The following is a 23,447-nucleotide window of genomic DNA, read 5'->3' as shown; positions in this document are numbered from 1 at the left end:
GACCCGGCCAGGACAGCCGTTACGACCCAACTGGCCGCGTCCACGGGCGTGGTGTAGAAGACGATCACCGTGGAGATCGGGATTGATGCTACGCGGCAATCGCCGCGGTGTCTGCTGGCGTGGTCGGGGTGGTCTCGTCGGCGTCGTTGGCGACGAGGGTCAGGCGGGCCTTGGTCAGGATTTCTAGGCCCATGTAGCGGCGTTGTTCGGTCCATTCGTCGGTCTGTTCGGCCAGCACGGCGCCGACGAGGCGGATGATCGCGGCGCGGTTGGGGAAGATCCCGACGACGTCGGTGCGGCGGCGGATCTCCTTGTTGAGTCGTTCCTGCGGGTTGTTCGACCAGATCTGACGCCAGACCTCGTGCGGGAACGCGGCGAAGGCGAGGAGGTCGTCGCGGGCGTCGTCCAGATGCGTTGCCGCGCTTGGGAACCGGGCCTCGATCGCCTCGACGACCCGGCCGAACTGCTCGCCGACGGCGGTGGCGTCGGGCTGGTCGAAGATGGTCCGGACCATGGTCGCCACCCACGGCTGCGCCGACTTGGGCACCTTGGTGAGCAGGTTACGCAGGTAGTGGGTGCGGCACCGTTGCCAACTGGCTCCTGGCAGGGTGGCGCCGATCGCGTCGACGAGGCCGCGGTGGGCGTCGGAGACGACCAGGCGCACCCCGGACAGTCCGCGGGCGGTCAGTGACCGCAGGAAGGCCAGCCAGCCTGCCCCGTCCTCGGTGGAGGCGACGTCCAGGCCGAGGACCTCACGTTGGCCGTCGCCGTTGACGCCGACCGCGACCAGGGCGTGGACGTTAACGGTCCGTCCGCCTTCACGAACCTTGATCGTCAACGCGTCCATCCAGACGAACGTGTACGGGCCGGCGTCCAACGGCCGGTTGCGAAACGCCTCGACCTGGGCGTCCAGATGCGTGGCCATCTCCGACACCTGCGACTTCGACAACTGGGCGACACCCAGTTGCTCGACCAGCTTCTCCACCCGGCGGGTCGACACCCCGAGCAGGTAACTGGTGGCCACCACGCTAACGAGGGCCTGCTCGGCCCGGCGGCGGTGCTGCAGCAACCAGTCTGGGAAGTAGGACCCCTGTCGCAGCTTCGGGATCGCCAGCTCCACGGTGCCAGCGCGGGTGTCCCACTCCCGTGGCCGGTAACCGTTACGGGAGTTGGTGCGCTCATCGCTGCGGGCACCGTACGGGGCGCCGCAGACCGCGTCGGCCTCGGCCGACATCAGCGCATCAGCGAACGTCTTGACCATCTGACGCAGCAGGTCCGGGCTCGCGGAGTCGAGCTGCTCGCGCAGGAAGACGGCATGGTCCACACTCTTGGGGGCGGTCATCGCGACACTCTCCTTGATCATGACTTGGCGGTCTGAAAAAGGATCTACGCGATGACCGTCTTCTACTTCACGACACGCCCAAGATCAGGCCCGTCGTACACCACCTCTATGGACGCGGCCGACCCAACTCGAACTCGATCCGCCGAGCACCCCACCGCAGATGGGCACGGCGCATCTCACAGATCGCCGCCTCGACCTCCGGTGAGGTCTGCGATGGCGAGGACTGCGGCCGGCTCGACCGGTCCACCAACCCGTCCAAGCCCTCGTCACGATACCAGCCGACCCACCGGTGCACCGCCTGACGGGACACCCCGAACCGTTCGGCGACCTCCGTCACCGGGATCCCGGCCTGGACCTCCAACACGGCCCGATACCGCTGCTCTGTCAACGCCAACTCCACCAACACTCAGCGGAGTGTCACGCACGTCCTGATACCGATCTGTCACGCAGGTCCCGAGACCGGACAAAGCTGCGAAGGAACGTGTGCTCAAATTTGCTTTACAAGGTCAAGACAGCCCCGCCTACCGGCGGGGCTGCGGTGCACGCGCTACGACCTACGGCCACGCGCGCACGCCCGCCGCAGTCGGAGCCATCACGACCAGACGGCGAGCCTCATCGACCACAGGACCGTAACGATGCCTTCACCTGTCACGTCAGCGGGTGCTACCGGGCATCGACGCCGCACCGCTACGCGGCACGCCACCGAACCACGCGGCAGGCGTCCCCTGTGGACGATCTAGCTTGGCAATTGATCGACATATCGGTGTCTATACGAATTGGGTGACAGCAACCGTGACAGCAACCGCCACGCACGCCAGCACATGTCAGCGCACACCGCATGCGTTCGACCACGGGCCGTAATTCCCGTATTGCTTCTCGAATGCTGGTGCTTGCCGGCTTGAGGGCTTCCACCATCAGGACGGCATGTCCCGTTGACTCAATCGACGATGCGACAAGAGCTATGCGCCACCTATAACATCCGCGTATGTCTGCTCGTATCCCTCAGGATCCATAATTAGGCGATTTTCGGCGCCAACAAAGAACGAACCATTGTCAAAACATGCATTGAATACCATGACCATTTGTTCGATGCTGGAAAATTCAACCTCCGTAGGCTCGCCTACCAGCACACCGGCAACTCGAGCTTCGTTGACATTTCGATCCCAGACTGCCGCATATATGTCACCACTCGCGGTGGTCAACAACGGCAAGAACAGCTCACCCAGTGCAGCGTCGCCCTCATAGGAAGCCTTAGCGTACACAGCCTCCTCCACCGAAAGTGGATTATATGCTGGAATAATGTTCACTTCATCCTGCAATTGTCCTGGCCGCGCCTCGACCCCATTGCACCAACCGAACCACATCGCAACCGATTCCGGAACCTCAGTAAGGCCAGCGGTCAACAGCACAAGCTCGCGCGGGACACCCGGTCGCAGAAGATCCACTACGGAGCGGTCAAGCCGCCGTAAGTTCGCGACTAGTCGCTCAAGTTCAACAGTCAGCATCGACTCTCCAGCTCACTTATCTCACCCGAACATAGTACGGGAAGCCGTTGCCAATTCCATTATTTCGAAGGAAATCCCATAAGGTTCGGCCATGAGCAATGTTCTGGTCGCGATTAATCAGTCGCAATGTGGCGCCAGCACCACCTTGATTTGTTGACGCGAATGGGAACTCCTCCCACGAAAGTGCGCCACCCCTCGCGTCCGTCCCGAGCGAGTTTGGGCGAGGCACGCCAGCCTGTGCGGCATTTCGGTTCGCCCGGATAGCCGCCCGGCCAGTGAGCCGAGTAACCAGCGGACTCGCTCCATTTGCCACCGCATTCGTGAAGTTGTCCGCAACATCGGGAAACAACGATGAATTGATCTCATGCACCGGCAAAGCGGTTGTTTCGCCAGCTGAATCGACCGCGAATACTCGTGGAGTGCCGTTTCCGCAGTTGTGGACAAGAACCGGCGACTCACCTGCCATCACATAGTACGTGTGAATGTCTGCGACGGTGAGGTCGCGCATCCATTGCAGGCCGGTCCAAGTCTTGATTGCGACGACGATCTGGGTGGTGTTGCCATGGTCGTCGCGGAGATGGGTGCCGGGTTTCAAGTCGGCTGCGTTGTCCCATTGGTCGGTATCCGCGTTCCAGAAGGGATGGTTCGCGGTGGTGTGTAGGACCGACCGTTCGCCTGTTGTGGTGTCTTGGATCGTGACGTTGGTCAGATCGCGGTCGAGGTTGCGGTAAAGCTCCGTAACGGGTTTGGCAACTGTCTGCCCGGTTTCCGGGTCCGTGGACGTGACCTGGTCGCCAATCTCGACATCCTTAATGGGTGTCTGAGTTCCGTCGGCCATGAGGACTGGTGTATCGGGATCGAAGCTGTGGCAGCCGGAACCGGGAGGTGCGGCTTCGTCTGCTTTGTTCGCTGCGCCCGCTACGTCGTCGGCGACGTTGTCGACTGCTTTGGCCGCGTCTATGGCGTTGTCGGCGGCGTCGATTGCGTTGTCGGCGGCCTTCGCTGCCTTGGCTGCTTTGGCTGCTTTGGCTGCGAGGACGGCCGCGCCTGCGCCGACTGCGGCGGCCACGGCTCCGGCTGCCATGAACGCGGCGTTTTCCCAGTCACCTTGAGCGGCGTAACCGGCGGCGCCGACGACCGAGGCGATCGTTCCGATGGGGCCGGGGATGACGGAGGCGACCTCGGCTACGACGGTGACGACCTTGAGGGCTTTCTTGGCCCAACCCCACATGAGGCCGGTGGGATCCCAGTAGGTGGTGGGGTTGTTGACGGCGTAGCTGTAGAGGTTCAGGTTCTGCGGATCTGTCGGTGTGACGACGGGGTCAGGGCTGATAAACCGGCCGGTGTTGGGGTCGTAGTAGCGGGCGCCGAGTTGGTCGAGGCCGGTGGTGGGGTCGTTGTTCTTGCCGAGGAATCCTCGATTGGTACCGGCAGGTAGGGCTTGGGTGCCGCGCTGTGCTCCGAAGGGCAGCCAACGGGTTTGGGTGGTGGCCCCAGTGGTGGTGTTGATGGCGACCTGGGTGCTCCCGAGTCCGTCGGAGGTGAGCCAGGTGAGTGTGCCGTTGCTGGTACCGCCGACGCGCATGGCGACAGTGGTGTCACCGGAGGTGTAGTAGCGGGTGGGTGTGACTGTGGTGCCGGACAGCCGCAACTCTTGGCCGGCCAGGTAGAGCACTGTTTCACCGGCGGTTTTGCGGAGCAGGCGGTTGCCGTCGGCGTCGTAGATGAAGGATGTGGTCGTCGACCCCGCCGTCATCGACGTCATCTGCTTGAGGGCGTTCCACGTCATGCTCGCCGCCGTGCTGCCGACAGTACGGCTGGTTTGTGCGCCGTTGTTGTCGTAGCCGTAACTGTCCGTGCCCGCGCCGGATCCGGTGTGGACCACGGAGGTGACGGCGTGGGGCCGGGTCGAGCTGGGACCGGATGCCGGGTAGTTGTAGGTGGAGAGTTTGCCGGCGATGAGGTCGTTGACGGTCTTGATGTTGCCGAGCTTGTCGTAGGTGTACTTCAAGTCGTACGGGGCGACGCCGCCGGTGTGGTTGGCGGGCTTCGACGCACAGCTTGATGCCACGGTGGTACTCGTGTACGCCCAGGTCAGGCGGTTGAGGTCGTCGTAGGTAAAGCATTGGGTCTGCTCACCGCCGGCAGTGGACCGGATGGCGGCGAGGTTGCCTCGGGCGTCCTGGGTGTAGGTGTCATCCTGGGCGGTCGTGGTGGTGCCGGCGTTGGTGACGTTGGTGATGATCGAGCTCAACGCGCCGGTGACCTGGTTCCAGCCGTACGCACGTTGGGCGGTGATCGTGCCGGTGCCGTAGGTGCGGGAGGCGAGTGGACCGTAGTTGTTGTAGGTGGTGGCGGACACGTAGGTCGCCAATGGGCTGGTCAGCGTCGATGGCGAGCCCTGGGCGGTGTAGGTGGCGGTGACGGTCTCCGCCGGCAGGCTGTTGCCGCTGGTGCCGACCTGGGGGTAGTTCGTGGTGGTGACGTGTCCGGCGAGGTCACGGCCGTAGGTGGTGGAGTAGCTGCCGGCCAGGGCGCCTTCGGCGGCCGGGATCGTGACCGTGGATCCGGTGGCGAAGCCGTTGCTGTCGTAGGCGTTGACCGTCGTGGTGTACGCGTTCGCGCCGCTGTAGCTGGTTGAGGTGGCGAGTTTGCCCTTGCCGAGGGTGCGGGTGTCATAGGTCCACGCGGCCAGTTTCGTGCCGGTGGTCGCGGCGCTGAGCCACCTCGAAGTGGGCCGGTTGAGCTGGTCGTAAACCGTTGTGACGGTCTGCGACTTGGCGTCGACGGTCGTGACGATGTTGCCGTTGGCGTCGTAGGTGGTGGTCGTCGTGCCGGTGTCGGGGTGGGTGGCGCTGATCTGCCGGCCGGCCCAGTCGTAGGTGTAGCTGATGACGTTGGCCGCCGGGTCGGTGGCCGCGTCCTTGATTGTGAGGAGTTCGTTCTTGAGGTTGTAGGTGTAGCGGGTGACGTTCGGGTTGGCTGGGTCGAGGTCCGGCAGGTTCTGCACGATCTTGGTGGTGTTGCCGTACACGTCGGTGTACGTGTCCGTCGTTCCGCCAACCGCCGGGGTGACCCGCGTGTAGTCGCCGTAGTAGGTGGTGTAGGTGCGCCGGTCGGGCTGGATGGCCCCGTTGGCGAGGATGCGGGTTTCGATGACGCGGCCGGCCCAGTCGTGGATCGGGTCGGTGTACGAGGGAAGGGTGTTCACCTCGGGGTTGACCATGCCGGAGCCGGAGGCCGAGGAGTTGTAGAACGGCGCGGACGTGCCGGTGTTGTTGCTGGAACTGTCGTACCGGATCGTGGTGACGATCCGGCCGGTGCCGTTCGGTGATGTGGACTGCGTTTCACGGCTGCGGCCGAGTCCGTCGAGGTATTCGTACGAGGTCAGGTATGTTCCCGCCGACTGGAGGACCTTCGTGGTGATCCTCGCGGGCCCATTGGCGTAGTCGGGGATATCCGAAATCGTGGCGGTGGGGATGCTGTAGGCGAAGGTCATGGACTTCGCGGCGGTGGGACGCCCGTTGGCGTCCAGTGGCGATCCGTCGGACTCCGACGGCTTCCACACGCTGATCAACCGTCCGGCGTCGTCGTAGTCCAGGTAGGTGATCTTGTTGTTGGGGTCCACGATCTTCCATGGCGCCCCGTTGAACCGGGAGGAATACGTCTTCGTCGCCAACGCCGTCGACGAGCCGTTGGTCCCCGTGGGGTCGGGCACCGGGGTTGTCACGGTCACGCCGTCAAGCGGCCAGTTGGCGACCGGGCTGTAGGTGGTCGTGGTGACGAGGCCGCGCCCGTCGGTACTGGTGAGGACCCGCCCGGCGACGTCGTAGGTCTTCTTCGTAGACGTGAACACCGTCGCGCTGATGTAGGTGTTGACCTGGGTGGGGTTGGAGTCGACGGGCTTGTTGGCGGCCAGCGAGGTCGCCCCGTCGTAGAACGTCGTCACCAGGGAGTCACGGTTGGCGGCGGCGCGGTCGGCGCAGTCGGCCGCGTAGTGATGTTCCTCGTCGATGAGGGCGACCCACCGCTTCACGTCGGTACCGGAAATCAGATCGGTGTTGTAGGCGTACCCGTGGGTGGTGCACCGGTCGTCGGAGACACCGGACTCGCCGTTGTCGTTGGTGCGCGCCGGCAACCCGAACGTCGCCGACGAGGCGTAGGCCGGGTCGTAGACGGTCTCGACGACCTGCTCACGCCACGTGTTCTGGTCGGCGGGCGCGCCGCCGGTCGAGGTGGAGATCCGGGTGCGGGTGCGGGTGTAGTCCTCGCGCACGAACCGGGCGTCCGGCACACCGTCATAGGTGGCCGTGACATACGCCCAGTAACCGTGGTAGACCCGCTTGCGGGACTGCCCCTCATGGTCGCGGTGCGATTCCTCCAACGGCTTGCCCGCCAGATAACGGTGATCCGTACGGTTGGTGCCGGTGCTGTCCTGCAGGACCACCTCCTTGTAGTCGCTGGTGCCTGACGGGTTGCGGACCTTACGGTCGCCGTCCATGCCCTGGTAGATCCAGTAGTACGTCGACTTCTCGTTCACCCCGCCGCCGGAGGTGACCCGCACCTCGCTGTAACCACGCCAGTCCGACCAGGTCTCCTTGGCGTTGGGGGTCAACGGATCGGCCGTGAACCGCCAGTTCGCCTGACCGACATAGTCGTACGTGGTGGTCATGACCGGGCCGCCGTCGTTGTCGGCGCCCAGCCCGAGGCGCGGATCAACCTCTACTTTCTTGACCAGGTGCTTCTTGAACCAACCCCACTTCTGGGTGCCGCCCTCCGGCGTCCACTGCGCCCGGTAGCAGTCCTTATGGTTACTGGCCTCCGACGGCAGCGCGTCGGCCGTACACCCGTTCTCGAAGCCGTATGTCACGGTGATCAGTCCACCGAGGTCGGTGTAGATCTGATCGACCCGCGGGAAGCTCAGGTTGGTGCTACCGATCACATTGTCGAGATCCACACCATTGAAGTTGATGACCGGGTATACGACGTTGTCGTGATGCCCGTAGCCCTCCCGCTGGATATAGTCCAACCAAAGAACCTTGCCGATGGTGCCCGGCGAGTTGGGCAGACCGTGTTTGGTCTGGTACTGCATCACGGTGTCCCAGCCCGAGCCGCTCTGGTCCAGGGCGTAGGTCTTGATGTCCCACAGCATCTGGGAGCCGAAGAACGTTGGCGAGTACGGCCACCACACACACTGACCCGCCGGGTCGTTGCCGGTGCCGTCGCAGATGATGTCGGTCGGCACGTCCGGGTAGTCGTCCGGCTCCGCCGCCGCCGAGCCCAGACACGTCGGGGCCGTGTTGCGCAGCGGGTCGGCCTCCGCCATCCGGGTCACGCACCGGCCGACGTAGTTGAACACGACCTTGTTAGTGAACTTCGCCCCGGTGATCTGCGCGGCGTAGCCGTAAAGGACCTCGGACAGGTACCCGGCCGCCGTGTACGACTTCCACGCGTCCGTACCCGCGATCGAGTAGTAGTAGTTCGTTTCGACCTGGTACTTGTAGGCCGTCTCCACCTCGTTCGGGTCGATGACCCGGTCGAGGTTCCACCGGTACGCCTGCGTACACGGGTTCGGGTGCGACGCATGGCACGGCTCCCCCGAGTCATTACCGACCACCGGCACCGTCCACACCGAGTTCGTGGCGCTGTCGTTCAGTTCCTCGCGGCCGTAGCCGAAGTAGTACCGCGAACCGTCCGGGGTGGAGATCACCCAGTACTCGTCATCGGCGCCGTACCCGCCGGTCAGCCGCTGCACCCGCCAACCCGGGTCGTCCTCCAGATGGTACGAACCGGTCCCGTTGCCGTCCTGGACGAGGTTTGACGACACCCCGTTGAGGCTGATGGTGTAGACAGCCCCGCCGGGCTCGAGGGTCTGGTTCGGCGACTTCCAGCACAGGTCACCCACTAACGGGTTGTTGTTGATGTTCCAGTTGTCACCGTCACCGTCACCGTCATGCTCCGGCGTCTGACACGGCACGTACCTGCGCTCGATGAACCCCGCACCCGTCAACTCCCAGCCCATGCCGACGGCGGAAGCCTGGTTGTTCGTCGCCGACGTACGCCCATCCACCGACTGCGAGTCGTACGCGAAGCCCAGCTCCGGGGCCTTACCAGTCGGCGGCGGCGGCACCGTGATCGGAACCTGGTAGGAGAACGAACCCGACGCGACAGACACATCCCATGTACCCGTCGGGGACAGCGTCGTCGCCTTGTAGTCGCCCGAGTCCGACGACGTACCCGACGCGAGCGCGTACACCACCCCGGTCGGCGCCAACGCCGCCGTCGTCTCCGACTCCGGCGCACCCGAGAACGAACCAGCCTTAGCCACCGGATCAGCCGCCACATCCACGGTGGCCGTCAGCGTCCCAGCCTTGGTGTCATTCACCGCGTCGGGCACGAACGACGGCAATGCCACACAGTCGGCCGCGCGGGGCTGCACCAACGCGCACTCCGGCAACGCCACCAGCCGCAACCGGCCGGCGAAGTCACCCCCGTACGCGTACCGGAACCCCGAGTAGTCCACCACCAACCGCAACCGACCCGCCGCCCCCGACCGGTCCGACCGGGTCACCCGCACACCCAGGCCCAACCCGCCACCCGGCTCCACCGCCGCCCGGTCCAACACCTCCACCTGAACGGACCTCGGCGCCACGTCCACAGCAGCGCGCGCACCACGCGATGCGTCGGCCTCCGACGCCGGCAATGCCTCCGGCGGGCCCACCCGCACGACCCGCCCCGAGCCGCCGCCCGCCGTGCGCGCCCACGTATCCAACGGCGCACCATCGGCCAACTCCCCGGCGCGCAACGCCGCCAGATCCACCGACAACCGCGACGCCGACGGCCACACCGGGGCCGGCAGCGGCCCACCCATCGGCTCAGCCGTCTCATCCGACGGCACCGCCAACGGACGCGACGGCACCGACTTCTGATCACCATCCGGCGCCGCCGCCGGCGCGGCAGCCTGTGCGGCAGACCAACCCGGCACCACGGTCAACAGCGTCGACGCCACCAACGCCACACAACCCATCGCCAACCAGCGACGCCGCCGCGGCCGCCCACCCGGCATAAAACCACCAGGACCGACCAGATGAGCAGGATGCACAACCACGGCTGACCTCCCCGAAGACGAGCGTGGTGCTCCGCGATGAACGCGCCGCGACGGCCAACCGACGCGAATTGATCCGGCACGCTACGCCCACCACAACAACGGATCTACGCCTTGACATCGACATCATCAGATGGCAGCCGCAGACACGCGATCACCGAGCGTCCACAGCAAACGGCCAGCAAGCGTTCACCGCATGGCCAGTACCAGTGAGATCGCCGCATTCATCAAAGAGCTAGGGCGTCACGCAAAGCGATGATCACTCATCGTCACTCAGCCGATCGGCCGATCTACGAGTGAACGATCGGGCAACGGTGGCAGGACGGCCTCATCGCAGCGTCGACTGCCGCTGGATCAGTTCGAAGTCGACGACCACCCTGCGGGGCGCCGGCTGTTCCTCTCGCGGCACACCGTCGAACTGGAGCTGGATCCGCTCTTCCAACAGGGCGACTGCCTGGTGTGCGATCACGTCGCGTCCGGGGTCGATGGTGCTCAGCGGAGGTCGGGAGTAGTTCGTTTCGTCGATGTTGTCGAAGCCGATCAGCAGGACGTCCTCGGGGACCCGTAGGCCGCGGTCCTGAAAGGCGGCGAGCGCACCCAGCGCGAGTGTGTCGGCGAACGCCACAACCGCGTCGGGCTTGACGCCGCTGTCAAGGATGCGAGCGATCGTCGTGGCGCCGGTGGAGTGAAAGTAGTCGGGTACACCGATGATCGCGCGTGGGTCGACGTCGAACCCTCGTGACTGGAGGGCGTCCCGGAAGCCCTGGAACCGCAGCGTTCCACTGCTCGGCGACGGGTCGTCCTTGATTCCCAGGGGGACTACCGTGGTCGCACCTCTGCCCAGGACGTGCTCGGTCGCCGCACGTGCTCCCTGGACGTTGCTCATCGTGACGTGGTCGACGCTGCCGTCGATCACCCGCTCGCCCAGGAGTACGAGGGGGAAGTCGACATCGAACAGCGGGAGGTCTTTCTGCCCCAGCGCGAGTGGGGAGTACAGCACGCCGTCGAAGCGTGACCGGTAGCTGCCGTCCAGTACGCGCAACTCGCGGTCGCGCTCGGCGTTGGTCTGCTCGATGAAGACGGTCAGGCCTCGCCTGGATGCCTCTCGCATGACGGCGTCCGCAAGTTCGGCGAAGTACACAACGCGCAGCGACGGCAGCACCAGAGCGATCGCCCCGGTCCGGCCCCGGCTCAGGTTCCGCGCCGACACGTTCACGTGGTAGCCCAGCTCACGGATCGCGTCGTCCACCCGCTGGCGGGTTTCCGGACGCACATACTGATAGCCGTTGAGGATGTTGGACACCGTCTTGATCGACACCCCGGCGAGTCGGGCGACGTCGCGCATGGTCGCCGACCTGTTGGTCTTGCGTGCCACAGCCCCTCCCGCCGCTCGTCGGCTCGTCGGCCAGCGTATAAGACCCACGTGCCAACCCCGACGCAGCGGCCGGCCCGCCCCGATCCGGGGCAGGCCGGCCGCGTGGCCCAAGGTCAGTTGATGGTCAGAGCGATGGTGTGAACTGAGCTACCCAGGTCGATCTGCAACTCGTAGGCACCCCGGGCGAGCCCTTTCGTGTCCCAGTCGAAGACGTATTCGGCCTTGCCAGGGCTGTAGCGCGCAGTGTTGTCCGCGTTCTTCTGCACGGGTGTGGCCGGGACCCGATCGCCGGCCGTACCGTCCGTCTTCTTCACCAGGTAGAGACGCGGCCGCGCGTCGGTGACGGTCTTGCCGTCCGCGCCGGTCAGGGTGAACTTGACCGGCACGGGGTGTCCGGCTTTGACGATGTCCGAGCCGTCGCCGGCCAGCGGTGGCCGTACCCCGCCGAACCGGTACTCAGGCGCGAAAAGCCGGGGCACGAAGTCGATCAGGTTCGCCATCCAGATGTCGAAGCCATGCGGTCCGACCCAGGTGCCGGCGTACTCGTACTCGATGCCCTGGGAGGTCAGCCACTGCATCGTGCTCTGAGTGAACGAGTACGTGAAGTCGACGTCACCGGAGTACAGCCTCACCAGCTTGGTGCTTTCGTTGACCGCCTGGACGTCGACGGTGGGGTAGGAGAACAGACCCCCCGAGAAGGCGCCGATGTAGGCGAACTCGCCCGGGTGGGCGAGCCAGGTGCCGAGGGTGTTGATGGCTCCCCACGACAGGCCGGCGAGCGCCTGCTCGTCCGAGTCAGTCGAGATGTTGTACTTCTCCGCCGCGGTCGGCATCACGTGCTGGCTGAGGTCGGTCCAGAAGTCGACGCCGTTCTGGTCCGGCATGACCACGACCATCGGCACCATGGTCCCGTTGAGGTAGTGGTTGTCGAGGATCTGCTTGGCCCGCCCGGTCTCGAGCCAGCTGCCGTAGTTCTGGCCACCACCGTGGTACAGGTACAGCACCGGGTAGGCGGCTGCGCGGTCGGCATCGTAGCCGGGCGGCGTCCAGACGTACGCGTATCGCTCTGCGCCCTGGCCTCCGTCGTAGGTCATCAGCGAGACCGTGCCGCCCTTGCCTGCGGGTACGTCGGCGAGCATCGCGTCGGTCTTGCCCGGCACGAACAGCGGCGACTCCGTCGTGTGCTTGTTGACGGTGTCGGTCGGGTCCTTCTTGTCGACGCCGTCGACCACGTACCGGTAGTAGTAGTAGCCGTCGAGCGGTCCGACCGAGATGCGCCAGCGGCCGTCGGGCTGCTTGTTCATCGGGATCCGGAACCACTGGCCGTTCGGGGCCCAGTTGCCCCAGACCGTGACGTCCTTGGCGTCGGCCCACTGGGTGCCGGTCTCGAACGTGACGACGCCGTACGGGTCGATGTGCGGGGTCGTGATCGATCCGGGTGCCGGGGGCTGGTACGGCTGGGTCAGCGGGCGGTGTCCCTTGCTGGCACCGGGGCCGGCGCCCTTCTGTCCGAAGAGGCGAGCGGCGAAGTCGCGCAGGTTCTCCCGCCACGCGTCCCAGGAGGCGTCGTCAGGGTTGACGCCATCGAACTCGTACTTCACCCCGGACTTCTTCAGGTCCACCAGCAGGTCGTAGTTGTCGTTGTACGACGGATCGAGCGTGTTGCCGACGTACACCCGGAGCAGCTTGGTGCCCTTGTTGATCGCCTTGGCCTCCGCCTTGGTGATCGAGCCGTCGGCGGAGCCCGAGAAGGAGCCGACGTAGGCGAATGCGCCGGGATCGCGGCGGAGGATGCTGATCGCCTGCTCGGCACCGGTGCCGACGCCGGCCAGCGCCTGACTCTGGGGCTTAGACGAAATGTTGTAGCCGGCCCGTGCTGCGGGGACGATGGCGTTGAGCAGCTCGGCGCGGGGGTCGGCGGAATTGGCGTCAGCCATCACGACCACCATCGGCTTGCCGTCCCTGCCAGCGGCCAGGTTGTCGAGGATCTGCTTCGCCCGGCCAAGTTCCAGCCACTCACGAGCGGTCTGACCCTCGCTGCTCAGCAGGTACAGGACCGGGTACGCCTCGGCCCGGGCAGAGTTGTAGCTGGGCGGCGTCCACACCACGGCGGTGCGGCTCTCCCCCGACGCCGCACTCCTGTAGGACAGTTCCTTCACCGTCCCGCCCGCAGCGATGTCGTCCATCCACGCGACGGATTCCCCCGGTACGAAGAAGGTGTTCCAGTTCGGCTTCGACGTCACCGCCACGGGGCTGCCAGGCTGGCGGAAGGACACCTTCGACCTGTCCTGCATGGTCGCGGTGTACTGGTAGTAGTACAGCCCGGGCTCGAGCGGACCGACGTTCGCGGCGTAGTCCGAGCCGTTCGGGTCCATCGCGAGCGCCGACCAGGTGCCGCTCGGCCCGATGTTCGCCTCCAGTTCGAGCGTCGCCGGCGTTGCGCCGACGATGCTGCTGACCTCCGATTGCGGCGCCTTGAAGTAGTGGTAGACGTCGTCGTTCGAATGCCATGTGTCGCTCGCGGCAGCCGCCGGGGCGGCCGCGATGATTGACATCACCAAAGCCGCGGCTGCGACAAGGCTGGTCCTTCGGGGGGCACTGCTGTGTGACATCGCGTCGCTGCTCCTCTCAGAGCGTCAAGGCCTCCCGCATCGAAGGCACGCGCCTCACCATCGAATCGGCCACCGAGACGTCTCTGACGGCCGCGACAGCGCACATTCGTAGTAGTCAATACTTCCTACACCGGTGTAGAACGAATGGCAAGAGCCTCTTCATGCCCCCATGACCTCCGTGGCGGACCCTGCACTCGACACCGCTCGACTGCTCCGACGGCAGAGAGGTCTCCATGAGAGCCGACATGAATACGGTCCACACCAAGCCCGCTCAACTGCGGGTACGACACTTCAGCAGGTCAGCGGCTGATCCGTTGAGGAACGTCGACGCCGGTTCGGCGCGACCCGCCTGTGGCGGCGCTGTCGAATGTCGTCCTCCACGTGGTCGACCAGTTCCCGCTCCAGCGCGCGGGCGCCGAGGTAGGTCGCAACGTCCGGCCCGATGCCGCGCAATGGCTGATCCGATGACCGGGTGAGTGGCCTCGGCGACGTGAACGGAAGCCGGGGGGCGCTGCCCGAATGTCTCCAAAGCCGGCCACCACCGCAACCAGCCCATCAAGCAGGCCCTCGGCACTGGTGCGGCTGGCGTAGCCGTCGCGACGCGCGGCGAAGTCGCGCTGACAAAACGAGGCTGGCCCGTCCCGGCTTTCCGTGGACACAAACCAACCCCAGACTCGTGCGCGACACTGGCTTTGAGCCAGTGACCTCTTCCGTGTCAACGATCGGTCCGCAAGCCGCTGACCAGCGACTCTGCAACAGCCTGCGAATACGGCAGCACCGTTCAGTGCAGGTCGCACCGGTTCGGCTCCGTTCAGCGCCATTGGGAGCGACCCACTGCTCCCAATTCTGCTCCCACACTCGTGACAAGGGCGCGGGCCGCCTTGGCCCTGGATATTCCCGGGGATCGCGGGCGCTGGCCTGGATCGACGGGGAAGCTCTTTTCTTGATTCCGTCCTCCCGAAACCGGATCGAGCGGCGGCAAGCCGCGAGGTAGAGTCCCGCCTCGTGACGGCAACGGTTGACCAGGTCGGAGACGACGGGCAGTTAGGCCGCGAGGCCATGCGTCGCCTGCGGCTCAGATCCGTCTGCGCGATCGATCCTGGCCTCACCGACTCGGAGTTCGACAAGATCGAGCAGGAGTTCGGATTCCGGTTCGCGGATGACCATAGGGCCTTCCCTGCCGGGACAACCTCAACGTGCACGTCAGCGCCGCGATGCGTGAACTGGTCGCGGGCCGTGACTGGCTGCACGTGGTTCAACTACCGGCCTACAGTCCTGACCTCAACCCGACTGAGGGTGTGTGGTCGCACGTCAAGCGCAGCCTGGGCAACCTCGCCGCCACCGGCGTCGACCACCTCGCCGCGATCGTGCGCAACCGGCGCAAGCGCATCCAGTACCGACCCGACCTACTCGCCAGCTTCGTCGCGCAGACCGGTCTGACCCTCGACCCGGAATCAATGTAATCCCGATTCAATCTCTGTATCGTGCCAGAACAGGACACGATAGACCGGGTTAAGCATCGCCTAAAAGGCGGCGGATAGTGTCAAACAATTTATCCGCGCCTGATCCCGACCATTTCGACGGCACAACGTACAGCTGAGATTGGCCGTCATTCACTCTCCCGAGTAGTCGCTCCAGAATGAACTCTGCCTTTGACTTCTCATTGCCGTCGTTCCAATGAGAGACATCGTCTGCCGCAGCCCTCAAAATAGGCTCGGCATCATATAACACTAGCCGACCTTCCTCCGGAAGCCGCTGCTTAGAGAGGTCAACGCCTTTAACAAATTCCACATCAGAAAAGACTGCCCTGGAGAAGTCATTTCCCGAGAATTCGTTACGTTCTCTAAGAACAGCGTCACGATACGCATCGGATTGAGGCGGCAGTCCGTGCAAGGATCTGTGCTTGGCGTCTGCCTCCACCCGACCTCGCGGATTATGAGGGCGCCCGTAGAAAATGGCACGCTTGAGTTTTCCGGAGAATTCACAGTCCACAAGTTCCGTATACTCTGCATGCCACTCCCCAATGCTCGCATTCTTAAACACACAGTTTTCGAACCGGGAGTATCCCGTGCTTAGAGACTTCACCTTAAAGTTGTCGAAAACGCAGTCGCGTAAGTACGTGATCCCGTCCAGGTATCCTGTTACCAGCGACCCAACGATGATCCTTTCGAATCTGCAACGGACAAAAGACAGCGCGGCCAAATTTAGCTGATCAAAACTAAGTCGAGAAAACGTTTGGTCCGTCAACTCGTCTTCCCCGCCGATACTAGATACCGTTGGAACTTTCATTACCTGGACCTAACTACTTCTTGGGAAGGTTATAGGTAGCATACCGGCACGTGCCGTATCGAGGGCCTTTATCCTTCTTTGCCTTGTGTCCAGCAACCTGGCCCGGCGTTGTGAGTTCCACATATACCTCCTTAAGAAGATCCCAATAATCCGGACCGATGCTTCGAATATAGATGAACCGAGGAACTAGGTTTTTGCCAATCTTAATCTTGTACTTCTCTGCAAGCCTGTCCGCTACCGCCTGGTGAACGACGTGGCCTTGAGCTCTTTCCAGACCCCGACCATTCTCCTTAATGAAATTCCATTGCCCTTCAGTTACTTTCTCGTTAATACCTTCATATCCTAGCTCGTCTACAATTTGCTGAGCCACTTCGGCAATGAGATCTTCTGGCTCGCATTCGTCTTTACCATTGCCACTGCCAGTCGTAGTCGCTCCGGCTACGACGGCAGCGGCAGCTACAACCGCGGTCTGGCCCTCGTCGCCTGTAGCTTCAGCGAGTGTTATTGAGCTACCCACGACAGCTGTTGCGATCGAACCAGTGACCTCTTCGGTGTGAAGTAGGTCGAGCGCGATGATCTACGTGGACATTCGGCTATACGCCCTAGTCGTGCTGGCAGTGCTGGTGGGTCGGACCAGCGCTGTGCGAGGATGCATCGCAAGATCGTCTCCCAGGTTTCTCCCAGAGGGCTGGAGTGCCAACCGGCCGGGCTTCCCGTCGCGCAGGCTCGCCCCGACCGGGCCTCGCCCGGCTGGTCCAGGTGGAGCGCCCCACCGGACGAACGACCTGGACCAGCCGGGCGAGGTCTGGTGGCCTTCGGTGCGCGACGAGACGGCCGCAACCGGCGCCGGCCTCCCAGAGCGCCAGGGTCCAGGGCGGGACGCCCTGGCCGCCGGAGGCCGGATCCGGGTCGTAGGGCCGGAGGCCCTACCCGCCGGAGGCACTGCAATCGCGTGGCGCGGCCGGGTCGCGTGCCAGCATCAGGGGCGAGGACTCGCACGTCAATGGAACGGTGCCGGGGTCAAGGTGGATATGCGCGCCCGAGCCGGCGCGTTCGTCGGACAACACGAGACACCATCGCGCGAGGTCACGGAGACCGGCTGGATCGCCGAAGATCTCCACTCCCCCATCGGTGATCTCCACGGAGATATAGCCACCCTCGGGAGAGATGACCACGCCGCGACTTGGGTCGTAGTCCGCAACGGACAGCGTGTAATCGCCCACGCGCGAAGCATGCCACCTTAGCCGTCCGAGTTGTTGGCTGGATCTGCCCGGCGTCGCCAGCACGGTGATGCCGGGCTTCGTCGTGCCCGCTGAGGTTGCGCGCCGGTCCGGGGTCAGCGCCGGGAGCGAAGCGGCAAGGCGCTGCGCCCCGGGCCGAGCGCGTGCGGCCCGCTTGCGGGCCGCCTTGAAGAAGTACAGAAAGTTCTCACCGCATGCGGAGCCGGCATGCGGAGCCGGCACGCCGAAGGGCGGCGACGAACACGGCGATGGACGGCGACAGATAGCGATGGATAGCCGCGACGGCCAGCAACCAGCTGGACCACAGGAGGCCCGGTCGCCTTGCGCGCGGCGTGAATGATGGCAGGCATGGATTGGGTGTCCAAATTAGCCGACCCAGAATGGCTATCGGCGTACGGGCAAGCCGCTGGAGCGATTTTCACTGCCCTCGCGGTGGTAGTGGCTTTATGGGTGGCATTTCGAGATGGCTTGTCGCGTCGGCGGGACGAGCGCCGTCGGGCCGAGGCTCAGGCTAGGTTGGTTATCGTGAGCCGAAAGGTCGAAATCGTGGCGCCGGACCACGCACCCGGCCCGCGTGAGGTCGTGTTCTACCACGTGTCGATGACCATAGAGAATCTTGGAGACCGCCCCATCCTCGACCTGACCATGACCGGGCGGGTTGCCAATTGGGAAACGGCCGATCCGCAGCTCACCAATGTGCGCCCGCTGTTGACTGCCTCGCAGCAATATCTTCAGCCCGGGGAGAAGGCATACCTGTCCTTGATCGCCGCACAGGTGACCCACCTGAACCTACGCTCGTGCGAGATCTCATGGATGGACGCAGACGGGCGGCGTTGGAGAGAACGAATCGCTCCCAAGGTCGTGAACCACGCAGCCGATCGGGAAAAGCGGCTTCAAGAGATGCATCCAGGCGACCGCGTGTGGGCGCGGTTAGTAGGCGATGTGCCTTTCCTAGAAGATGCCGATGCGGCCGGCGGTGACAGCGCTTGAGCCGCTGGGTGGACACCCAGCCTACCCAACTGCCTACGACCCCGCTGAATCATCGGCTTTGTCTTGACCGGGCAGGAGCAGGCCACGGTCCGAGTGCGTGTCGGCGTGGAAATGGCCGCCGACACCCAGCTCTCGGCGGGCGGCTTCGTGGAAGCGGTTGATAGCGGCGAAGACTTCGACATGCCGCTGTCGCCAATCGTGCAGCTCGTCGAGGACGACGCCGCGAGCTTGCCACTCGACCCGGGCCACGGCGTCCTTGAGATCGTGGGCGGCGTCGATGACGGTTGCGCCGCCGACCAACATCACGCGCTCGAAGGCGAGTGCTCGCCGCTCGCTGGCGCGGACAAGCGAAGTCAACAGGTCCTGCTGATCGTGTGGATCTTCGCGCATGTTGTTGCGTACCTCGTACAGCAGGACGGCAGCGTGGACTTCGGCGCGGCACCGGTCGATAAACCGGGAGTACGAACTGAGGCGGCGGCCGTCCCACCTGGTCAGCAGGAGCTGCTTGTTGCGGGAACGCTCGGTCAGGTAGTTGGTCAAGTACGTGGTAAGGCCGCCCAGCAGCACGGCGGCGATGGTGACGAGCTGGGTAACTGCGTCCACGCGAATCCTGGCCCTCGGTCTCGACTGCGGTCGGGCCTACGAGCATATGTTGATGCAGTTACATCAATCTCACCCCTGGTAGTGGGCTCCGAGCCGTTGCAGCGCCTCGCCACGCGCCTCGATGACACGCATACGAGTCATCCACTCGGCCGTGCCAGACCATCCGGGTTGGCTGGTGAGCTGAGCGGGATGCTTGCGATAGAGCAGGCCGGGCTTGGCGATGAAGTAGCCGTCGCTGACGACGGAGGCGGCGATGAGTAGGCCCGTGTCTTCGCCGCCAGGAAGGGCCATCCAGCCGCCGAGCGCCATCGCCAGCTCGGTTCGGATGCATAGCGTTGCCGGGTGTACGGGCAGGCGGTACTTGTTTTCGGTGAAATAGCTCAGGACTGCACCGGCCTGTAGGCGTCCCTCGGGTGGGTCGGCGTGCTCCCATCCAACGGTGGTCCCGTCAGGCATGAGATCGAGAACGCTCGCCGTGGTCCATCCGATCGCCGGGTTCTCAGCGAGAACCGTGACGTCGCGTGCGAGGGCACCCGGCGTGATCTGGTCGTCGGCATCCAGGACGCGCAGGATCGATCCTTCGGCCCGGCTCATCGCGAGGTTCCGTGCGACGCCGGGGCCTCCCTTGCTGCCGGTACCGACGCTGATGCGAGAGTCGTCGGGCAAGGCTGCGGCGACATCGCCGGTCTCGCCGTCCTCCTGGACGGTCCATTGCCACGTCCAGTCAGGAGGCAGTTCCTGCGCGGCAAGCGATGCGTAGGCATCCGCGAGGTACGGGATGCTCGGGCCGTGTACCGCCGTGACGATCGTGATCGTGTTGGTCATGCCTGCCACCTGGTCAACTTGGTCGTGTAGACGAACTCGGTGCGATCGGCGGGAATCAGCACGTCGGAGACCTCCACGACGTGGTCGGATGTGTCGATGGAGACCTTGCGCAGCACGAACACGGATACGCCGGGCGGCAACGCCAAGGCCTCGACCTCATCAGGTCCAGGCGGTCGTGCGGTGATGTGGTCGACGATCCGGTCCAGCTCGATGCCGATCGTGTGCAACTGGTGCTGGGTACCGCCCGGCCAGGGTTCCCCGCGTGGGTCCAGTAGTGCCGGGTTCTCTGCGGCCATGTCGTAGACCAGGTACGAGCGGTTGAGGTTGAGCGGCGTGTCTTCCTGCTTGGACCGCGTGCGGTACGTCCGCTGGAGCAACTTCGCTCCGACCGGAACGCCGAACAGCTTGGCAAGGTCCTCGGGTGCCGGACACGTCCGGTACTCGGCATGAAATTCGAGATCGGCCATGGTCAGGCCAGTGTCGCGCTCGGTGGCACCGGTGCGTCGCCGCTGGCTTTCCGGCAGCTTCACCCGATCCTTCTCCCACTGGTACCGCTCGGGCGTTCGTCGCACACGCTGACGTGGCATCCGCACGTACGTGCCCCGACCGTGGACCCGGTCGACGAGCCCTTCGGACTCCAGCATGTCCAGCGCCTGGCGAACGACCGGCAGGCTCACCTTGTAGTCCGCGCGAAGGACCTGCTCTCCGGGCAACTGCATGCCGGGCTGCAACTCACCATTTTGGATCTTTGCTCGTAGCTCTGACGCGATGCGCTCGTACTTGACCGCCATTGCCGCCCCTTCCCGAAGACCACTCCAGTTTAGGTCTTCATGAAGTCTTGTTGTCCATCGGCGACGGGCCCTACACTGAGGTCACGTCTTCATGAAGACATGAAGACATTAATTCTGTGGTGAGGGGATTCGATGGGGCGGCTGTTCGGTGACAAGCCGGCGGGACAGGTGGCGTTGGTCGATCCGCCGGTGTCTCGGGTGTTCGCGCATAAGGCGCGGGTGGCGTTCTTCGCGACGGCGCCGGTGGTCGGTGTGGTAACGGCGGGGCTCATGTCGAGCGTGCTGGCGTGGCCGCTTGCGCTCGGCGTCGGTGTGCTCGCCGGCCTGGTGGTCGGGTTCGCGGTCGCGGTGCTGGTGCGGGTCTGGCCGGTGCTGCGGGTGCTGTGGTGGTGGTCGACCGAGATCACGGCTGGGCTGCTGGTGCTGCTCGGCCTGTCCGGGCTGGCCCGGTTCACCTCGCCGCTGGTGGCGGCGCTCGTGGTCGTGCCGGTCGTCGGCGTCGTGGCTGGTGTGCCGGTGGTGCGTCGGTTCGTGGTGGCGTGGTGGTGGTGTGCGGTGGTGCGTCACCGGTTGCGGGCCTGCTTCGCGCAGTTCATCCGTACGCCGGGCAAGGGGCACGTTGCGTCACTGCCGCTGATCCTCGCGGCCCGTCCGACGCCGGCGGGTGAGCGGGTGTGGGTGTGGCTGCGTCCGGGCCTGGACTTGACGGATCTGGACGGGCGTACGGGCAAGTTGGCGGTGGCGTGCTGGGCGGGTGAGGCGCGGGTGGTGCGGGCGTCGGCCCGGTTCGCGGCGCTGATCCGGGTGGACATCACCCGCCGCGATCCTCTGGCTCGGTTGGTGTCCTCGCCGCTGCCGACGCTGCTGGATGGGTACGGGCCGGCGCCGGTGTCGCCGGGGATGCCGCCGCTGGATCTGGGCCTGGACCTGGACGACGTACCCGAGCCGCCGGTCGAGCCGGAGCGGCGGCGCCGCTGACCGCCTCTGTGCCAACCAACCTGCGGGCTGGTTGGTGCGGTGGCCGCCAGACCTGGCGTGACCAACAGTGATCGATTCGAGGGAGTGACGTTCGGTGGCGAACGAAACGAGTTTGACGGTGGTCGGGAACCTGACCGGCGACCCGGAGCTGAAGTACACCACGGCTGGTGTGGCGATGGCGAAGTTCACGGTGGCGTCCACGCCGCGTGTGTTCGACCGGGCCACCGGCCAGTACAAGGACGGCGAGGCGTTGTTCATCTCCTGCACGGTGTGGCGGGAGATGGCCGAGCACACCGCCGAATCCCTCCGCAAGGGCCTACGCGTCGTGGTGACGGGCCGGCTGCGCCTGTCGCGGTGGGAGACCGAGGAAGGCGAGAAGCGTTCCGCCTACGGGCTGGATGTGGATGAGGTCGGCCCGTCGCTGCGTTTCGCCACGGCGGCCGTGAAGAAGGCCACCCGCACGGGTGCCCGCGACGGGTTCGTCCCCGACCAGGTGCCTGACGAGCTGTGGGACTCCGCCGCCCCGGCCGGCATGAGCCACGCGGCCTGACAAGGGAGCGGATTATGCCGACGTTGGTTGCTTCGGGTCCGGCCGGTGACATGCCGGCCGGCCCGGCCCTGTCCATCTTCGACCCGGTGTTCATCGGCATCGACGAGTTCGGCCACCGGGTCACCACCCCTTTGATCTACCGCAACATGCTCATCGGCGGCGAACCCGGCGCCGGCAAGTCCGCCCTGTTGAACCTGTTGGTCGCGCACGCCGCGTTGTCGCTGGACTGCCGGCTGTGCCTGCTCGACGGCAAGCGGGTCGAACTCGGGCAGTGGCGGCGGTGCGCGGACGTGTTCGTCGGCCCCGACCAGGGCCACGCGATCCGCACCCTGCAACGGCTGCAAACGGTGATGGACAACCGGTACGCCTACCTGGAGTGGTTCGGCGAGCGCAAGGTCGGCCCCGTCCACGACTTCCAACCGATCGTGGTCGCGATCGATGAGATCGCCTACTTCTCCGCAACAGCCGGCGACAAGAAGACCCAGGAGCTGTTCGCCGCGCTGCTGCGGGACCTGGTCGCCCGGGGCCGGGCGGTCGGGATCATCGTCATCGCCGCCACACAGCGCCCGTCGTCGGACATCATCCCCACGTCGTTGCGGGATCTGTTCGCGTGGCGGTTCGCCGGCCGCTGCACCACCGATGTGTCCTCCGACATCGTGCTCGGCCACGGGTGGGCCAACAAAGGGTGGTCGTCGAACACGATCAGCCCGAACAACCAGGGCGCCGGCCTGCTCATCGCCGAGGGCGGCAGCCCGCAACTGGTCAAGACCGCCTACCTGACCGATACCGACTGCGCCCGCATCGCCGCCTACGCGGCCACGATGCGCGACGCGCTGCGTGCCGAGGGCCACGCCGCCGCGCCGGCTGTCCCACCGTCCAAGCCGGCCGCTGGCCTGCCCGAAGCCGCCTGAACAGGAGACCACCCGATGAACCCGATCACCCGCCTGCTCAACGCCATCGCCGACCGCCAGGGCGACGACGCCGCCGACCGCGCCCGCGGCCTTCACGTCACCTACGTCAACGGCGTCCGCACGGTCCACCTGCCTGAGCTACCCACGGTCGCCACGGCGTACCGGTCGCGGCTGCTCGCCGCCGGGGAGCTGGACGACCCGGCCGCGTGGGCGCTCGCCCACCGCGAGGCCGCTGCCCCTGCGGCGTCGGCGGGCCGGCCGGTCCTGCGTCGGGTCGCCTGACCGCTTCCGTGCCGGCCGAGCGAGTCCGTTCGGCGGGTGCGGTGGCCG

Annotated in this window: 17 protein-coding genes; 6 read left to right on the top strand and 11 right to left on the bottom strand. The window is 65.2% G+C overall.

The annotated features are described in order from the left end of the window. Positions 1–88: 88 nt before the first annotated feature. The 6 genes from ABD191_RS21595 to ABD191_RS21570 form a co-directional block, all read right to left on the bottom strand. A complete protein-coding gene (locus ABD191_RS21595; RefSeq protein WP_344085006.1) occupies positions 89–1,342 on the bottom strand; it encodes an IS256 family transposase in 1,254 nt (417 codons plus the stop codon). 106 nt (positions 1,343–1,448) lie between these two features. After that, positions 1,449–1,742 carry a helix-turn-helix domain-containing protein gene (locus ABD191_RS21590; RefSeq protein ID WP_425560805.1) on the bottom strand — a complete coding sequence of 98 codons (294 nt, stop codon included), beginning with the start codon at positions 1,740–1,742 and terminating at the stop codon, positions 1,449–1,451. A gap of 559 nt (positions 1,743–2,301) precedes the next feature. Next, positions 2,302–2,847 (bottom strand): hypothetical protein, encoded by a 546-nt coding sequence (locus ABD191_RS21585; protein ID WP_344085003.1) that lies wholly within the window; start codon positions 2,845–2,847, stop codon positions 2,302–2,304. Between the two features lie 16 nt (positions 2,848–2,863). Continuing rightward, entirely contained in the window at positions 2,864–9,310 is a 6,447-nt protein-coding gene (locus tag ABD191_RS21580) for an RHS repeat-associated core domain-containing protein (RefSeq protein WP_344085000.1), read from the bottom strand. Positions 9,311–10,280: 970 nt separating this feature from the next. After that, positions 10,281–11,297, bottom strand: coding sequence for a LacI family DNA-binding transcriptional regulator (locus ABD191_RS21575; RefSeq protein WP_344084997.1), 1,017 nt, complete (start codon positions 11,295–11,297; stop codon positions 10,281–10,283). 143 nt (positions 11,298–11,440) lie between these two features. Beyond that, positions 11,441–13,882 (bottom strand): alpha/beta hydrolase-fold protein, encoded by a 2,442-nt coding sequence (locus tag ABD191_RS21570; protein ID WP_344084994.1) that lies wholly within the window; start codon positions 13,880–13,882, stop codon positions 11,441–11,443. Between the two features lie 1,253 nt (positions 13,883–15,135). On the opposite strand from ABD191_RS21570, the gene ABD191_RS21565 reads away from it, so the two are divergent. Next, entirely contained in the window at positions 15,136–15,402 is a 267-nt protein-coding gene (locus tag ABD191_RS21565; RefSeq protein ID WP_344084991.1) for a transposase, read from the top strand. 839 nt (positions 15,403–16,241) lie between these two features. Here ABD191_RS21565 and ABD191_RS21560 read toward each other — a convergent pair. After that, complete coding sequence (locus ABD191_RS21560) at positions 16,242–16,745, bottom strand: hypothetical protein (RefSeq protein WP_344084989.1); 504 nt, start codon at positions 16,743–16,745, stop codon at positions 16,242–16,244. A 409-nt stretch (positions 16,746–17,154) separates the two neighbouring features. Next, positions 17,155–17,451 (bottom strand): Imm32 family immunity protein, encoded by a 297-nt coding sequence (locus tag ABD191_RS21555; RefSeq protein ID WP_344084985.1) that lies wholly within the window; start codon positions 17,449–17,451, stop codon positions 17,155–17,157. A 543-nt stretch (positions 17,452–17,994) separates the two neighbouring features. Between ABD191_RS21555 and ABD191_RS21550 the strand changes: the two genes are divergently transcribed. Beyond that, positions 17,995–18,459 carry a hypothetical protein gene (locus ABD191_RS21550; RefSeq protein ID WP_344084983.1) on the top strand — a complete coding sequence of 155 codons (465 nt, stop codon included), beginning with the start codon at positions 17,995–17,997 and terminating at the stop codon, positions 18,457–18,459. A 33-nt stretch (positions 18,460–18,492) separates the two neighbouring features. Here the strand turns inward: ABD191_RS21550 and ABD191_RS21545 are convergent, their stop codons facing one another. The 3 genes from ABD191_RS21545 to ABD191_RS21535 all read right to left on the bottom strand — a co-directional run bounded on the left by ABD191_RS21545 (position 18,493) and on the right by ABD191_RS21535 (position 20,678). After that, positions 18,493–19,062 carry a hypothetical protein gene (locus ABD191_RS21545; protein ID WP_344084981.1) on the bottom strand — a complete coding sequence of 190 codons (570 nt, stop codon included), beginning with the start codon at positions 19,060–19,062 and terminating at the stop codon, positions 18,493–18,495. A gap of 69 nt (positions 19,063–19,131) precedes the next feature. Continuing rightward, positions 19,132–19,887 (bottom strand): glycosyltransferase, encoded by a 756-nt coding sequence (locus tag ABD191_RS21540; RefSeq protein WP_344084979.1) that lies wholly within the window; start codon positions 19,885–19,887, stop codon positions 19,132–19,134. Next, positions 19,884–20,678 carry a GntR family transcriptional regulator gene (locus tag ABD191_RS21535; protein ID WP_344084973.1) on the bottom strand — a complete coding sequence of 265 codons (795 nt, stop codon included), beginning with the start codon at positions 20,676–20,678 and terminating at the stop codon, positions 19,884–19,886. The genes ABD191_RS21540 and ABD191_RS21535 overlap by 4 nt, the downstream gene beginning before the upstream one ends. A gap of 132 nt (positions 20,679–20,810) precedes the next feature. Here ABD191_RS21535 and ABD191_RS21530 point away from each other — a divergent pair, with 132 nt between their 5' ends. The 4 genes from ABD191_RS21530 to ABD191_RS21515 all read left to right on the top strand — a co-directional run bounded on the left by ABD191_RS21530 (position 20,811) and on the right by ABD191_RS21515 (position 23,399). Next, positions 20,811–21,656 carry a hypothetical protein gene (locus ABD191_RS21530; RefSeq protein ID WP_344084972.1) on the top strand — a complete coding sequence of 282 codons (846 nt, stop codon included), beginning with the start codon at positions 20,811–20,813 and terminating at the stop codon, positions 21,654–21,656. 94 nt (positions 21,657–21,750) lie between these two features. Further along, positions 21,751–22,206: a single-stranded DNA-binding protein gene (ssb, locus tag ABD191_RS21525; RefSeq protein WP_344084971.1), complete on the top strand. Its 456-nt coding sequence runs from the start codon at positions 21,751–21,753 to the stop codon at positions 22,204–22,206. Between the two features lie 11 nt (positions 22,207–22,217). Further along, entirely contained in the window at positions 22,218–23,117 is a 900-nt protein-coding gene (locus tag ABD191_RS21520) for an FtsK/SpoIIIE domain-containing protein (protein WP_425560804.1), read from the top strand. A gap of 15 nt (positions 23,118–23,132) precedes the next feature. After that, complete coding sequence (locus ABD191_RS21515) at positions 23,133–23,399, top strand: hypothetical protein (protein WP_344084969.1); 267 nt, start codon at positions 23,133–23,135, stop codon at positions 23,397–23,399. Positions 23,400–23,447: the final 48 nt, after the last annotated feature.

The sequence above is a fragment of the Luedemannella helvata genome, assembly GCF_039528415.1.
Lineage (GTDB): Bacteria > Actinomycetota > Actinomycetes > Mycobacteriales > Micromonosporaceae > Luedemannella > Luedemannella helvata.
The sequence above is the reverse complement of the archived record's forward strand: the minus strand, read 5'-3'. Positions and strand labels throughout refer to the sequence as shown.